Here is a 13,819-nt window from a genome sequence, read left to right as displayed (position 1 = left end):
CAACCATGAATCAACTGCTTTCGAATCTCGAGTTCGGAGACCCGTCGCGGTTGCGAACCGTCGAGCCGCACTGGTTCGAGCTCTACCGGGACCTACACGCACACCCCGAGTTGTCCGGCGACGAAACTCGCACCGCCGCAATTGTTGCCGAGGAACTTCGGCGAATCGGTGGCTGGGACGTCACGGTCGGGGTCGGCGGTACGGGTGTCGTCGGTGTTCTCGAAGGGAGCAGCGGTCCGGTGATCCTGCTACGCGCCGACATGGACGCGTTGCCGGTGGCAGAAGACACCGGGCTGTCCTACGCCTCCAGAACTGATGGAGTCATGCATGCGTGTGGCCACGATGTCCACGTAACCGCGCTACTTGCCACGTGCGCAGCACTTTCCGCGGATCCGACATCGATCACCGGGACTGTTGTCGCGGTCTTCCAGCCTGCTGAGGAGACCGGCTCCGGCGCTCGTGCGATGGTCGACGACGGAATCTTCGACCGCTTCCCACGACCGGACCTCTGCCTGGGACAGCACGTGGGCCCAACTCCTGCGGGGATGTTGGTCAGCAAACCCGACATCTTGATGGCAGCATCCGACACGATACGAGTGGTCTTTCACGGCCGTGGTGGACACGCGTCCTCACCGTACGCATGCATCGACCCTTTGTTGATGGCAGCGTCTTTCGCGCTGCGCATTCAAAGTCTGGTCGCTCATGAAGCGGCAACCCCGACAGCACCTGTGCTCACGGTGGGAGCCTTGCACGCCGGCACGGCTGCGAACATCATCGCCGATGAAGCCGAACTACTGCTCAGCCTGAGGACTTTCAGCGCAACGTCACGAGAAAACATGCTCGAATCGGTGCGCCGGATAGCCCGCGCAGAAGCGGACGGAGCCGGCGCCGTCGAGACGCCGGACGTTCATGCGTACAACGGCTTTCCGGCCACGGTCAACACTCCGGACGCCACGTCCACAGTGATGTCCGACCTGCGACAGGCCGGCTTGGGAATGCACACTCTGTCACAACCACTTTCAGGTAGCGAGGACTTCGGAATCTTCGGCACCGCCGCCCAATGCCCCTCCGTGTTCTGGCATTTCGGCGGAACGGCACTGCAGAGTTTCGACGGAACCGCCCTTGCCGCGCTCGCTGAGGGACGGATACCACCCGGCACGCCGTCCAATCATTCACCGCGCTTCGCCCCAGATCCCGCCGCGGCCCTACCCGAAGGTGTCACGGCCATGACCGCGGCCGCGCTGGGAGCCCTTGCGCGGAGCGCGTGATTCCCACACAGACTTACCCAGGGAGATAACGTCATGTCAGACGAACTGCACTACCTCAGCGCCACCGAAGCCATTGCTCACTTTCGCGCGCGAGAATTGTCTCCGGTCGAACTGCTACAGGCAATCATCGACCGAACCCAGAAGTTCGAACCTCACATCAATGCCTTCACCGAAGAGATGTTCGACGAGGCACTCACCGGCGCTCGGGAAGCGGAGAGCCGATATCTCGGCCACGGACCCGAACCTCGACCGTTGGAGGGAATTCCGGTAGCTGCCAAGGAAAAACACGCTATTGCCGGAAAGTCTCTGACCGAAGGTTCGCTGGCGGGGCGCGGCAACATCGCCCGCGAGAACGCACCCGTGATCGACCGAGTTCTGGCAGCAGGCGGCCTGATTCACGCACGCACGACGACACCGGAATTCTGCGTCGCGGCGTTCACACACTCTCCTTTGTGGGGCGTGACCCGCAATCCCTGGAACCTCGATTACAGCCCCGGAGGTTCATCCGGAGGTGCGGGCGCCGCACTCGCCGCCGGAACTACCACTCTGGCAACAGCATCCGACATCGGCGGGTCGACACGAGGCCCGGCAGGCTTTACCGGCACCGTCGGCCTCAAGGCATCGTACGGGCGTATCGCCGGGGTCGCCCCGCTGTCCATGGATTCCTACCGTGGCGACGGTCCGATGGCCCGAACTGTTGACGACGCAATTCTCTTGGCCAACGTTCTGATCGGGCCGGACCCGCGTGACCATTCTTCCCTGAGGCCGGCGATCACACTGCCCCGCGATTACCCGTCGGTCGAGGGAATGCGAATTGCCCTGTGCCTGCGGCTCGGTGACTTCCCCATCGAGCCTGACATCGAGGCGAACACCCGGGCTCTCGCACAGTCGTTGGTCGATGCCGGCGCGATCGTCGAGGAGATCGAACTGCCGTGGACTCGCGACTCGATGGCAGCAGCGGTGAAAGTCCATTTCGGAACGATCATGGGGGCATCCGTCGCGGAAGTTGCTCGCGCCCACGGCGATCTTCTCGCCGATTACACGCTCGACAACGTCGCGATCACGTCGAAGGGCGCTGCGGAAATGTCATTTCTGGACGGCCTTCGCAAAGAAACCCAAATGCAACGAGAGCTCGCCGAGGCGATGGCTCCATTCGATGCGCTGATCTGCCCGACTTCGGGCACCATCGCCTTCCCGGCAGGCGAGTCTTTGCTCGACGGCCTCACTGTGGCGGGTCAGCACGTGAACACCACCGCCGAAGCACTTCTCACATTGCCGTTCAACGTCGCCAATCGGTGTCCCGTACTAGCGGTGCCCAGTGGACACGCACACAACGGCGTTCCCACGGGCGTCCAGATCGTCGGCCATACGTACGACGAACCGACCGTGTTCCGGATCGGCAAAGCACTGGAGAAGATCCGCCCGTGGGCATACACCGACCAGCATCAACCGAAGCTGAATGTGGTGGCGCCGGCTTCCTCGTGATCGCTGAGGAGATCAGAGCTTGGCCCTGATCTCCTCAGCGATCGGCTGGAACTGCTCGAGGAATGTCAGGGCCCAACCGAAGGACGCGACGCCCTCGTAGTCGAACGAGTACACCTGATCATTCTTGACGGCGCGCAGACGCTGGAAGATGGTGTCGTTCGCCAACTTCTCGTTGATGGGGCCCTTGCCACTGTTGGTGATGATGACGTCGGCCTCGTCGAGTAGCTCCAACTGCTCCTTCGGGAACCACTCGTTGCTGCCGGCGGGAATTGCGAGCGAACGGTCGTTGAACTGGAACCCGGCCTCGCTGATGACCGTCGTCTGATACTTGGTCGGCGAGTACAGCGAGAAACCACTCTCCTCGAAGTACGTGGTGTAGACGACCTTCACCTTGCTCAGCACATCAGCGTTGTCGCTGCGGAACTTGGCGATCCGCGCCTCGTACCGATCTGCCAACTCTTGAACCTTCGCGCTCTGGTTCAGCGCGTCCGCGACTCCGAAGGCGCGCTCCTTCCATGCGTACTGCCCGTCCTCGGCAAAAACCGCGGTCGGTGCGATCGACCGGATCTGCTCGTAAAGATCCGGGTTGTTCTCCGACAGCAGGTTGGTCATCACGATCAGGTCGGGAGACAAAGCCGCTATCGCCTCGGCGTTGGGCTCGTACCAGCGTCCCACCTTCGGGAGAGACCGCAGAGCGGACGCATAGGGTTCCGGGACGCCGTCGGCGTTCTCGTAGTCGACCGGCAATCCGACCGGTGTGAACCCGGCGTCGAACATCGCGGGGCCCGTGTAGTAATCGGCGCTGACCACCCGTTGCGGGTTGGTGGGCACTTCCACCTGCCCCAGAGCCGTGTTGATGGTGCGCATCGAACCCTCGGCCGATTCACCGGAGCTGGTTCCGCAGGCCGTGAGCAATCCGATCCCCGCCAAGGCACCGGCTCCGAGGAAACCGCGTCGGGTAAGTGCTGCGGTGATGCGAGCGAATTCGGCATCGGTGTCAGCGGTGGGCAATAGAAGTGATGTCATGAAAGTGCCTCCAAGGCGCCGGTTTCGAGTTCGTTGAGCCAGTTGATTGCAGTGCCGTAGTCGGTGACCTGAGTGCTGATTCCGAATACCCGGCCCGAAGCTGCTGCCGGAATGCGGCTCCACAGCGGGCTGGCGAAGACGGATTTCATTCCTGCAGAATCAGTTCCGTTCGGCTGCTTCGGGTAGATGACGACGGTGACGTCCCGCAGCATTTCGAGTTGTTCGAGCGGGAAGGCTTCGAAGCCGGTGGCTGGGCGCAGGTCCGGGATGAATTCGCCGCGGGTCACGTTCAGGTCGGCGAGCATCGCGCCGGTCACTCCGGTTGGATACAAGATGGAGAAGTGCCCTTCCGAACCACCGATAGCAACCTGGGCCCACCGATTCTCGCCAAGCTGCGCGGCGTATTCGGTGCGGATTCGCTCTTGCATCGCCTGATACTTCTCACGATTCGACGTCAATGCCGAACCCTTGTTGACCGCGTCTGCGACACCCTCGGCGACAGCGCGCCAATCCGATCGGTTCGTGCCCGAATACACCGCTGTCGGAGCAATTTTCGAGAGCTCGCGGAACATGTCCTCGTCGATCTCGTACGCATCGCCGACGATGAGATCAGGCGCGGCAGCCACGACGGCTTCGCGGTTGACCTCGAGGAAAACCCCCACCGTGGACAAGCCGTCGATGAACTTCTGCTGTGTCGGGGTGAACTGGTCGATGTAAGCGCTGTAGTCGAGCGTCGCGACGGGTCGGGCGCCGACGGCTTGCAACTGCCACGGGGTGTTGTATGAGACGGCGACGATGCGCTGCGGATCGACGGGAACATCCACGGATCCGTAGTGCGTCTGCACAGTACGAGTTGCGCCGTCCGCACCGTCCCCGCCCTCCCCACTACCGCATCCGACGAGAGCAAGTGTGGACAGCGCGGCGGCACTTCCGCCGAGAAAGCCGCGTCGAGTCAGGGCAGCGGTGATGCGAGCGAACTCTGCATCGGTATCTGGAGTCGGTAACAGGAGCGATGTCATGGGTTTCCTGACGGTTATCCGAATTAGGGCTACCTAAAATTACTCTCACCTGCGCCGTTACGGTGAAGCCTCTTGGCCAAGACATATCTCTTTCGCGCCAAGCCTCCAATCGTTGAACTGGTATTACCACTTGACCTCTTACCGAGAAGTGGGTTACGGTCGGTACATGTTTCAACCCGTTGCACGTACCTCGGCCTCCGGCGCAGTCTTCGACCAGATTTCGGTGAAAGTGCTGGCCGGAGAGCTGACTGCGGGCGAGGCGCTACCCAGCGAGCGCAAGCTCGCCGAGGCATTCGGCGTCTCGCGACCCGCAGTCCGCGAGGCAATTCAGAAGCTCGCCCAGGCCGGGCTCGTCGAGGTCCGCCAGGGCGAGTCCACGTCGGTGCGCGATTTTCGACGCCAGGCCGGACCCGAACTTCTCCCCCAGCTGCTGGTGCGCGACGGCGTCCCCGACCTGAGCGTGGTGCGCAGCGTCCTGGAAACTCGCGAGTTGATGGGACCGCAGATCGCTGTGCTGGCCGCCCGTCGCATCTCCGCGGAATCCGCCCGAGAACTCGACGCGGCCGTTGATCAACTAGGCGCCACCGAAGATCCAGTGGAGTTGCAAGACCGCGCTCTGGCGTTCTGGGACGTCGTCGTCGACAGCGCAGATTCCATTGCCTTCCGTTTGATCTTCAACAGCCTTCGGGCTGCATACGAGCCGGCTATGACTGCACTTGCATCCGTCATGGTCGCCGAAGTCGGCCAGACCGACCTGTATCGAAAACTGGCCTCCGCCATCACTTCACACGACGAGCCAACTGCCGAGACGTCAGCCGCACAGCTCCTTCACACCGGCACGACGGCAATCGGCGACGCTCTCACCTTCCTGGAAGGACTGAAACCATGAGCAAGCCTCTCACTCTCGCCGATGCCGCACGGACGTTCCGCAAGTCACCGACGCCGTGGATGATCGGCACCATGCTGCTGGCCGCCGCGGCGGCGCGCATCGCAGTGGGCAACTGGCAGATCACCGACGCCCTCGTTCCGCTCGTGATGCTTGCCGCATTCCCCTTCGTGGAGTGGATCATTCACGTCTTCGTTCTTCATTGGAAGCCACGAACCATTGCCGGCGTCACACTCGATTCACGGCTGGCGCGCAGCCATCGGGAACACCACTTTGCGCCGCGAACCGTCTCACTCATCTTCATCCCGTGGCAGACGCTCCTGATCGTGATTCCCGTTCTGACAGCCGTCGCCCTCCTGGCATTTCCCCGCGTCGAACTCGGTCTGACGTTCCTGACCTTCATTTCCGTGCTCGGCCTCGGTTACGAGTGGACACATTTCCTCATCCACAGTGACTACAAGCCGAAAACTGCTCTCTACCGGTCGGTTTGGCGCAATCACCGCAACCACCACTTCAAGAACGAGCACTACTGGTTCACCGTCACCACCGCGGGAACTGCCGATCGCGTACTGGGCACGTACCCCGATCCCAAATCCGTCGAGACCTCCCCGACAGCCAAGAACCTGCACGGCGCAGCGTCCAAGCTGTGAAGGAAGACCGATTCCTGGCCCCCAGCTGGCAATGAACTTGAACTTGCCTGTGTATCAGCAATTTTCGTTGAAACTCGCCAGAACCGTGCTTAGTGTCGATGGAGTCAGAAGTTCGAAAAACGCTGTAACCGAAGGACACAACACATGTTCAACGATGTATTCAACAACGTCATCCACCCGATGGTCACGAACTTCCAGCAGTTGGGCCCCCAGCAGTTCATTCCGCAGCAGTTCATCCCACAGGGAGTGTTCCAGCAGGCGCCGCAGGCAGCAGAGCAGGCAGTGACGATCTTCGGTAGCTGATACCGCAATCCACAGATAGCGCCACTCAGGGGTCGTCCGTCCAATATGCTGGACGGACGACCTGAGTGCCTCCGCCTGACAAGGATCCCCATGACCGCGAACACCCCCATCCACGCTTTCACCGACGACGCCCTGGGCGACCTCGACGCCACCGGCGTCGCCGCCCGGATCGAATCAGGCGAGGTGACCGCACGGGAAGTCATGGAGGCATCAATCGCCCGCGCCGAGGCAGTGCAGGGGCAATTGAACGGTCTGGCCTGCACTGATTTCGATCGTGCCCTCGCCAGGAGCAACCGGCCCGCCAAGGGCGTCTTTGCCGGTGTCCCCACCGCGATCAAGGACAACACCGACAGCGCCGGCCTTCCCACCCAGCAGGGCAGTACCGCCTTCACCGCGATCCCCGCCAAAGCCGACAGCGATTTCGCGAAGCAGTTCCTCTCCACCGGGGCCATTTCGATCGGCAAGACCCGACTGCCCGAGTTCGGATTCAGTGCGTCCACCGAATACATGACGGAAGAACCCGTCCACAACCCGTGGAATCCGGCGTACTCGTCGGGCGCTTCCTCGGGAGGCGCAGCGGCGCTTGTTGCTGCCGGCGTACTCCCGATCGCGCACGCCAACGACGGCGGTGGATCGATTCGCATTCCCGCCGCTGCCTGCGGACTCGTCGGACTCAAACCCACTCGCGGACGCACCATCGCCGATCCGGCCGACAAGTCGATGCCGATCCGGTTGATTGCCCAGGGCGCCGTTACTCGGACTGTTCGCGACACTGCACGATGGATGTCTGCGGCTGAGAACTACTACCGCAATCCGCGACTCGCACCGGTTCGCTTGATCGAAGGACCCAGCTCAACCCGCCTGCGCGTCGGCGTGATCGCCGATTCCGTCACCGTCACCAAGACGGACGACGAGACGCGCAAGTCCGTCGAAGCTACGGCCGAACTCCTTGCAAGCCTTGGCCATCATGTCGAGGACGCAGCACTGCCCGTCGGCCCCGAATTCATCGACGACTTCAGCATTTACTGGGGCTTTCTGTCGTTTGCCATCTCCACCGGTGGCAAACAAATGCTCGGACCCGACTTCGACAAGTCCGGCACCGACAATCTCACCAAGGGCCTCTACACGCTGTACCGGAAGAACCTGGTGAAGACGCCGCGCGTGCTCTACCGTCTGCGACGGCTCCAGCAGCAGTACAGCGCCATGTTCTTGAAGTACGACGTCGTGCTCTCGCCGGCTCTGGGGCACACCACCCCCGAGCTCGGATACCTCTCTCCCGCTCAGCCTTTCGAGGAGCTTTTCGACAAGTTGATCGCGTACACGTCGTTCACGCCGCTGAACAACATCTCCGGAGGTCCCGCGATTTCGCTACCGATGCATCAGACCAGCAGTGGTTTGCCGTTGGCTTCGCATTTCTCCGCCGATCTCGGCGACGAGCGCACGCTCCTCGAATTGGCCTTCGAACTGGAAGAGGCTCAGCCCTGGAGAAGAATCCAGGACTGAGCCCCACCCGATAAATACCCTCAGTCTCGCGGCAATCCGAGCATGCGCTCACCGATCACGTTGAGTTGCACCTCGGTTGTGCCGCCGTAGATGGTGGTGGCACGGCCCGAAATGAGCTGCTCCATCGCCTTGTCGCTTGGCTGACCTGGGATGCTGACCGCTCCGGCAGCACCCAGTTCGGCGACGACGAACTCGGCGATCGACTGGCTGATCTTCATCGCCAACAGCTTGCCGACGCTCGACGTCGTACTCACGTCGATTCCCGAAAGTTGCTTGAGCACAACGCGGGAGCCGATGAGGTCGATCGCCTGGCTCTCGGCCACCAGCTCACCGACGCGGTAGCGTCCGATCGGGCTCAGGTCTGCCGACTTCGCGAACTTCAGCAGATCGGAGTCCGAGGCATACGCCTCCATCTTCTGGCTCAGTGCGACGCGTTCGCCTGCCAGCGTCGTACGTGCGACGTTCCAGCCGTCGTTGACCTCGCCGACCACGTTCTCGTCGGGGATGAACACGTCGTCGAGGAACACCTCGTTGAACAGCGCCGAACCCGTCATCTCACGCAGCGGGCGGACGGTGATGCCCGGTGTCGACATATCCAGCACGAAGTAGGTGATGCCCTGATGCTTCGGCTTGGTGGCGTCCGTACGGGCGATCAGCATTGCCCAGTCGGAGAACTGCGCGACCGTGGTCCAGATCTTCTGACCGGTGATCTTCCAACCGCCGTCGACCTTTTCGGCCTTCGTGGACAATGACGCGAGGTCGGAACCAGCACCGGGCTCACTGAAGAGCTGGCACCACACCAGCTCACCCTGCAGGGTCGGTATTGCCAATTCCTGCTTCTGCTTGTCCGAACCATGTGCCACGACGGCCTGCACTGCCCACGTTCCCATCAGAAGCTGCGGCATCGAGATACCGGCAGCCTTGATTTCCTGGGAGATGACGATCTGCTCGAGCGGAGCGGCGCTGCGCCCGTACGGCTTCGGCAGGTGAGGCTGAACCCAGCCGCCGTCGCCGAGCGCGATCAGCTGGTCGTCCTCGTCGAGCTCGACCAACTTGGCAAGCTCGGCCGCGATGCCGCCGCGGATCTCCTCCGCCTCTGGCGGCAGTTCGAGAACCGAAGCCCGGCTGACACCGTCAAGTGCTTGCTGCGCAACACGATTGGCTCGATCCTCGCGGGTGCCGAGAATGCCGCGGATCGTGAGCGCGCGGCGGTAGTACAGGTGTGCGTCGTGCTCCCACGTGAATCCGATGCCGCCGTGAACCTGCACGCAGTCCTGCGCTACCTGCACTGCGGCGTCCGGCACGATGACTGCGGCGATGTCGGCGGCAAAATCTGCCGTGTCGTCGCCCTTGTCCAATGCGCTTGCCGCATCCCACACAACGGCGCGTGCCTGCTCGAGCGCAATGCCCATCTGCGCACACTTGTGCTTGACGCCCTGGAACTGGCCGATGGGTCGCCCGAACTGCACGCGTGTCTTGGCGTACTCCGACGCAGTGGAAACACACCAGGACATGACGCCGACGTCTTCGGCGCCGAGAACGACTGCGGCAATGGACCGTACCCGCGCCTCGGTGAGACCGTCGAGTATCCGTTCGGCGCTGATCTGAACATTGTCAGCTTCGATCCGCGCACTACCGCGCAGCACGTCGATGCTGTCCTGAACGGTGATCTCGACTGCGCTGCTCTCGAGCACCGCGTAGCGAACGCCCTCGGGCAACTGGATCGGAACCAGCAGTACGTCGGCGTGCTCACCACCGAGCACACCGTCGAGTGCGCCCGTGATCTTGTACCCACCGTCCGACGACTCGGCCGCCAACGGTGCACCCAAGGCGACTGCTGCCGTACGACTTCCGTCGATCAGACCGGGCAGGAACTCGGGTCCCGCCTTGGAATCGGCGGCGCCGAGAACGGCGCTTGCCAATACCGTCGGAACGAACGGTCCGGGAGAGACTGTGCGGCCCAATGCTTCCAGTGCCACCGCCAAGGTCAGCAGGCCGGCGCCGTGACCACCTTGCTCTTCCGGAACCGCGAGCCCGAGAAGGTCCTGCCCGACGAGTGCCGTCCAGAACTGGGGGAACTTGTCCTCGGTCCGCGACTCCACGGCCGCGCGCACCTGCTCGGTGGTGATGGTGCGCTCGGCGAAGGAGCGCACCGAATCTGCAAGCGCGGTGTGCTCCTCACTCAGCCCGAGACCGAGTTCGTATGCGTTGCGTGCCATGCGCTTACAGTCGTTCTGCGAGGTCGGCGGTGGTCCAGGGACCCTCGCTCTCGATGGTGTTCACACCGTGCCAGCCGGCGAGTTCCGTGATGGCCCCACCCTGAACGGCATACACCTTGCCGGTCAGCTTGCAATCCGCTGCCGCTAGATAGGCCACCAGCGGGGAGATGTTGGACGGCGCAAACGCGTCGAACTCACCCTCGGGGACCTCGGCGGCGAACAACGCGCCCATACCGGGTGTCGCCAGCGTCAGCCGAGTACGCGCGATCGGCGCAATAGCGTTGACACGCACGCCGTATCGATCGAGCTCGTCAGCGGCCACCAGAGTCAGGGCTGCGATGCCCGCCTTGGCGGCGCCGTAGTTGCCCTGGCCCGCGTTGGGCATGAAGGTACCCGAAGCCGAAGCGGTGTTGATGACCGAAGCGTTGACGGTCTCGCCTGCCTTGCTCTGGTCCTTCCAGTACGCGGCAGCGTGGTGCAGCGTCGCTGCGTGCCCCTTGAGGTGCACGGCAATGACTGCATCCCACTGGCTCTCGTCCATACCGGCGATGAAGGCGTCACGAAGAATGCCGGCGTTGTTGACCAGTACGTCGAGTCGGCCGAACTCGCTGACGGCCTGCTTGACGAGGCCCTCGGCGCCGTCCCAGGTGGCGATGTTGTCGGTGTTGGCAACAGCCTTGCCGCCTGCAGCGACGATCTCGTCGACTACCTGCTGCGCGGGGCCGGCATCTGCACCGGAACCGTCGTTTGCTCCGCCGAGATCGTTGACCACGACGCTCGCACCCTCACGAGCGAAGAGCAGCGCATGCTCACGGCCGATGCCGCGTCCTGCTCCGGTGATGATCGCTACGCGACCGTCGAGACTTCCCATCAGTTCAGATTCCCATCAGTTCAGTTGTCGGACATGAAGACTCATTTGTCGGCGATGACCGCGAGGCCGTCCTTGATGACCAGGTCACCGACCGCGCTGGTTTCGTACGAGTACGACGTGGCTCCGTCTGCCGAACCCGACTTGTAGAACACCGTCTCGATGTCCTGGGTCGGGAGCACAGGCTTCGCGAATCGCACTGCGAGACGGCGTAACCGCTCGGTCTCGCCGCCTGCCAGTTCGGTCAGGGCTCCCCATGACGTGAACGCCATCGTGCACAGTCCGTGATTGATGATTCCGGGGAGACCGGACATGCGAGCAATCTCTTCGTCAAGGTGGATCGGCATCGGATCGCCGGAAGCCGGTGAGTATCGGAACGTCTGGTCCTCGTCGATATGCTGGTTCACCACCGCTGCGGGACTACCAGCGCGAAGAGCGTCGTCGAATCGGTGTTCGGGAGCCTTCTCGCCAAGTCCGGGGCCCGCGTCGACCTTGCGGAAGAAGGCCGTCATCCATTGCTCGTTGACCAATTCACCCTTGTCGGTTTTGGTTTCGACGTAGATGACGACGGTGGATCCGTTGTCCCGGCCCTCGAATCCGATGGGCTTGGCGCGAGCGACCAGATGGTCGCCAGGGTAGATCGGACGGTGGAACAGGAAGTCCTGCTCACCGTGAACGAGCTTCATCAGCAGTTCGACCGGCGCCACCGACAGCGCAGCGGGTGCCATCGACATGAAGACGGGTACCACCGCGAAGACCGGCGGAGCGATCTCGCCTTTCAGGTGTCGCTCGATGGGGTCGTTTGTGGCAGCGGCATATTCGGCGATGCGCTCGGCTGTCACCTCGAAGTGCTCCGGATCGGTCCATACGTCCAGCCCGGACGTATCGAATTCGACCGCGTTGGTCTTCGGTGTCGTCATCGAGCCGTTACCCGACCAGCTCGGCGAACTTGGCCAGCGAGGCCTCGAGATCAGCCTTGGCGTTCTTGGCAACTGCCTTGCCGATCGGCCCGACGATCATGGTGCCCTTGAAGCTGGCGTCGACGGTTGCCTTCGAACCCGCACCGTCGGCCTCGACCGAGAGGATGAATTCGACGGTGACGCCGGCCATTCCGGTACCGGCAATCTTGACCATCTTCGGAACCTCGACCTCTTCGACGGTCCACTCGATCTTGTTGGCCATACCCATCACGGAGACGACCTCCGTGAACTTGGCGCCCAACGCGACCTCGGTGGGGAGTTCACTCTTCCAGCCCTGGTGAATGGTGAGCCACTCTTCCCAGCGAGACAGATCGGAGAGCGCATCCCAGGTCTTCTCGGGGGATGCGGGCAGTACGGCGGAGACGGAAACGGAAGCCATGATGAAACTCCTAGTGGGTAGCTGGCGGGTTGAGGGTGTGATTCAGCGTGCGTAGGGCTTGTATGCGGTCACGACAACTGCACCGCCGAGTCCGATGTTGTGCTGGAGGGCGACCTTCGCGCCGTCGACCTGACGCTTGTCCGCGGTTCCGCGGAGCTGCCAGGTGAGTTCGGCGCACTGCGCGAGGCCTGTTGCTCCGAGGGGGTGGCCCTTCGAGATGAGGCCGCCGGACGGGTTGACCACCCAGCGTCCGCCGTAGGTGGTGTCGTCGGCGTCGACGAGCTTGCCGCCGTCACCTTCGGCGCACAGTCCAAGTGCCTCGTAGGTCAGCAACTCGTTGGTGGAGAAGCAGTCGTGGAGTTCGATGACGTCGACGTCGTCGGCGGTGATCCCGGCCTGGGCGTATACCTTCTCGGCGGCCTTGCGGGTCATGTCTGCGCCGACGAGGCTGATGGCGCTCTTGTCCTCGAAAGTGCTGTTCATGTCGGTGACCATGGCCTGTCCGACGATCTCGATCGCCTGAGCAGCGAGCCCGTGCTTTTCGACGAATGCTTCGCTGGCGATGATCGCCGCGCCGGATCCGTCCGAGGTGGGCGAGCACTGGAGCTTGGTGAGCGGCCCGTGGATCTGGCGTGCTTCGAGGATCTGCTCGAGGGTGTACTCGTCCTGGAACTGCGCGTACGGGTTGTTCAGTGAGTGCTTGTGGTTCTTGACGGCGATCTTCGCGAACTGCTCTGCAGTGGTTCCGAAGCGTTCCATGTGCTCGACGCCGGCCGCGCCGAACATGTACGGAGCGGGCGGCATCGCGAACTCCTGCAGCTCGGCGAGAGCGAGGAGGTGCCGCATGAGGGGCTGTTCGCGGTCGTCGTAGGTGGATCCGAGGGACCCGGACTGCATCTTCTCGAAGCCCAGCGCGAGTGCGCAGTCGGCCTGACCACTCTTGACCGCCTGCGTGGCGAGGTAGAGCGCGGTCGATCCCGTCGAACAGTTGTTGTTGACGTTGACGATGGGGATACCCGTCAGACCGAGCTCGTAGACAGCGCGCTGACCTGCGGTGGACTCGCCGTAGACGTAGCCGACGTATGCCTGCTCGACCTCGGTGTAGTCGATACCCGCGTCTTCGAGCGCCTTGGTACCCGACTCGCGTGCCATGTCGGGGTAGTCCCACTCGCGGGCTCCCGGCTTCTCGAACTTCGTCATGCCGACGCCGACGACAAAAACCCTGTTACTCAT

General features: G+C 62.7%; 13 protein-coding genes. 6 read left to right on the top strand and 7 right to left on the bottom strand.

The window, feature by feature from the left end; translation table 11 throughout:
* Positions 1 to 5 precede the first annotated feature (5 nt).
* Both ACN50D_RS23605 and ACN50D_RS23600 read left to right on the top strand, forming a co-directional pair.
* Entirely contained in the window at positions 6 to 1,268 is a 1,263-nt protein-coding gene (locus ACN50D_RS23605; RefSeq protein ID WP_054188675.1) for an amidohydrolase, read from the top strand.
* A 33-nt stretch (positions 1,269 to 1,301) separates the two neighbouring features.
* Positions 1,302 to 2,753, top strand: a complete 1,452-nt coding sequence (locus ACN50D_RS23600) for an amidase (protein ID WP_212634061.1) — start codon at positions 1,302 to 1,304, stop codon at positions 2,751 to 2,753.
* Between the two features lie 12 nt (positions 2,754 to 2,765).
* Here ACN50D_RS23600 and ACN50D_RS23595 read toward each other — a convergent pair whose 3' ends face one another.
* Together ACN50D_RS23595 and ACN50D_RS23590 are read right to left on the bottom strand one after the other, a co-directional pair.
* Entirely contained in the window at positions 2,766 to 3,779 is a 1,014-nt protein-coding gene (locus tag ACN50D_RS23595) for an ABC transporter substrate-binding protein (RefSeq protein WP_054831752.1), read from the bottom strand.
* Positions 3,776 to 4,798: an ABC transporter substrate-binding protein gene (locus ACN50D_RS23590; RefSeq protein WP_212634060.1), complete on the bottom strand. Its 1,023-nt coding sequence runs from the start codon at positions 4,796 to 4,798 to the stop codon at positions 3,776 to 3,778. The genes ACN50D_RS23595 and ACN50D_RS23590 overlap by 4 nt, the downstream gene beginning before the upstream one ends.
* Positions 4,799 to 4,964: 166 nt before the next feature.
* On the opposite strand from ACN50D_RS23590, the gene ACN50D_RS23585 reads away from it, so the two are divergent.
* The 4 genes from ACN50D_RS23585 (at position 4,965) to ACN50D_RS23570 (ending at position 8,140) form a co-directional block, all read left to right on the top strand.
* Complete coding sequence (locus ACN50D_RS23585) at positions 4,965 to 5,687, top strand: FadR/GntR family transcriptional regulator (RefSeq protein WP_212634059.1); 723 nt, start codon at positions 4,965 to 4,967, stop codon at positions 5,685 to 5,687.
* Positions 5,684 to 6,334, top strand: coding sequence for a sterol desaturase family protein (locus ACN50D_RS23580; protein WP_003944185.1), 651 nt, complete (start codon positions 5,684 to 5,686; stop codon positions 6,332 to 6,334). Before ACN50D_RS23585 ends, ACN50D_RS23580 begins: the two co-directional genes overlap by 4 nt.
* A gap of 144 nt (positions 6,335 to 6,478) precedes the next feature.
* A complete protein-coding gene (locus tag ACN50D_RS23575) occupies positions 6,479 to 6,637 on the top strand; it encodes a hypothetical protein (RefSeq protein WP_003944172.1) in 159 nt (52 codons plus the stop codon).
* Between the two features lie 90 nt (positions 6,638 to 6,727).
* Complete coding sequence (locus ACN50D_RS23570) at positions 6,728 to 8,140, top strand: amidase (protein ID WP_118604933.1); 1,413 nt, start codon at positions 6,728 to 6,730, stop codon at positions 8,138 to 8,140.
* A 20-nt stretch (positions 8,141 to 8,160) separates the two neighbouring features.
* Here the strand turns inward: ACN50D_RS23570 and ACN50D_RS23565 are convergent, their stop codons facing one another.
* Genes ACN50D_RS23565 through ACN50D_RS23545 form a run of 5 tightly spaced genes read right to left on the bottom strand, consistent with a single transcriptional unit; the run spans position 8,161 to position 13,819 of the window.
* Positions 8,161 to 10,359, bottom strand: a complete 2,199-nt coding sequence (locus ACN50D_RS23565; protein WP_212634058.1) for an acyl-CoA dehydrogenase — start codon at positions 10,357 to 10,359, stop codon at positions 8,161 to 8,163.
* Positions 10,360 to 10,363: 4 nt separating this feature from the next.
* Positions 10,364 to 11,230 (bottom strand): SDR family oxidoreductase, encoded by an 867-nt coding sequence (locus tag ACN50D_RS23560; protein ID WP_007735961.1) that lies wholly within the window; start codon positions 11,228 to 11,230, stop codon positions 10,364 to 10,366.
* A 41-nt stretch (positions 11,231 to 11,271) separates the two neighbouring features.
* Positions 11,272 to 12,147 (bottom strand): MaoC/PaaZ C-terminal domain-containing protein, encoded by an 876-nt coding sequence (locus ACN50D_RS23555; RefSeq protein WP_019746344.1) that lies wholly within the window; start codon positions 12,145 to 12,147, stop codon positions 11,272 to 11,274.
* 7 nt (positions 12,148 to 12,154) lie between these two features.
* The gene (locus ACN50D_RS23550) at positions 12,155 to 12,586 is read right to left on the bottom strand and encodes an SRPBCC family protein (protein WP_030535858.1); all 432 of its coding nucleotides are present in this window, start codon (positions 12,584 to 12,586) and stop codon (positions 12,155 to 12,157) included.
* A 42-nt stretch (positions 12,587 to 12,628) separates the two neighbouring features.
* On the bottom strand, positions 12,629 to 13,819 hold the full coding sequence (locus ACN50D_RS23545; protein WP_007735955.1) for a lipid-transfer protein: 1,191 nt from the start codon (positions 13,817 to 13,819) through the stop codon (positions 12,629 to 12,631).

The organism is Rhodococcus sp. SB1D (genome assembly GCF_048573875.1).
GTDB classification, from domain to species: domain Bacteria; phylum Actinomycetota; class Actinomycetes; order Mycobacteriales; family Mycobacteriaceae; genus Rhodococcus_F; species Rhodococcus_F qingshengii.
This window is presented reverse-complemented; position numbering and strand designations above follow the sequence as displayed.

Excerpts from the sequence above, each read along its gene's own strand:
- ACN50D_RS23605 (WP_054188675.1), top strand. The coding sequence starts at position 6 with ATGAATCAACTGCTTTCGAATCTCGAGTTCGGAGACCCGTCGCGGTTG.
- ACN50D_RS23600 (WP_212634061.1), top strand. The coding sequence starts at position 1,302 with ATGTCAGACGAACTGCACTACCTCAGCGCCACCGAAGCCATTGCTCAC.
- ACN50D_RS23595 (WP_054831752.1), bottom strand. The coding sequence starts at position 3,779 with ATGACATCACTTCTATTGCCCACCGCTGACACCGATGCCGAATTCGCT.
- ACN50D_RS23590 (WP_212634060.1), bottom strand. The coding sequence starts at position 4,798 with ATGACATCGCTCCTGTTACCGACTCCAGATACCGATGCAGAGTTCGCT.
- ACN50D_RS23585 (WP_212634059.1), top strand. The coding sequence starts at position 4,965 with ATGTTTCAACCCGTTGCACGTACCTCGGCCTCCGGCGCAGTCTTCGAC.
- ACN50D_RS23580 (WP_003944185.1), top strand. The coding sequence starts at position 5,684 with ATGAGCAAGCCTCTCACTCTCGCCGATGCCGCACGGACGTTCCGCAAG.
- ACN50D_RS23575 (WP_003944172.1), top strand. The coding sequence starts at position 6,479 with ATGTTCAACGATGTATTCAACAACGTCATCCACCCGATGGTCACGAAC.
- ACN50D_RS23570 (WP_118604933.1), top strand. The coding sequence starts at position 6,728 with ATGACCGCGAACACCCCCATCCACGCTTTCACCGACGACGCCCTGGGC.
- ACN50D_RS23565 (WP_212634058.1), bottom strand. The coding sequence starts at position 10,359 with ATGGCACGCAACGCATACGAACTCGGTCTCGGGCTGAGTGAGGAGCAC.
- ACN50D_RS23560 (WP_007735961.1), bottom strand. The coding sequence starts at position 11,230 with ATGGGAAGTCTCGACGGTCGCGTAGCGATCATCACCGGAGCAGGACGC.
- ACN50D_RS23555 (WP_019746344.1), bottom strand. The coding sequence starts at position 12,147 with ATGACGACACCGAAGACCAACGCGGTCGAATTCGATACGTCCGGGCTG.
- ACN50D_RS23550 (WP_030535858.1), bottom strand. The coding sequence starts at position 12,586 with ATGGCTTCCGTTTCCGTCTCCGCCGTACTGCCCGCATCCCCCGAGAAG.
- ACN50D_RS23545 (WP_007735955.1), bottom strand. The coding sequence starts at position 13,819 with ATGAGTAACAGGGTTTTTGTCGTCGGCGTCGGCATGACGAAGTTCGAG.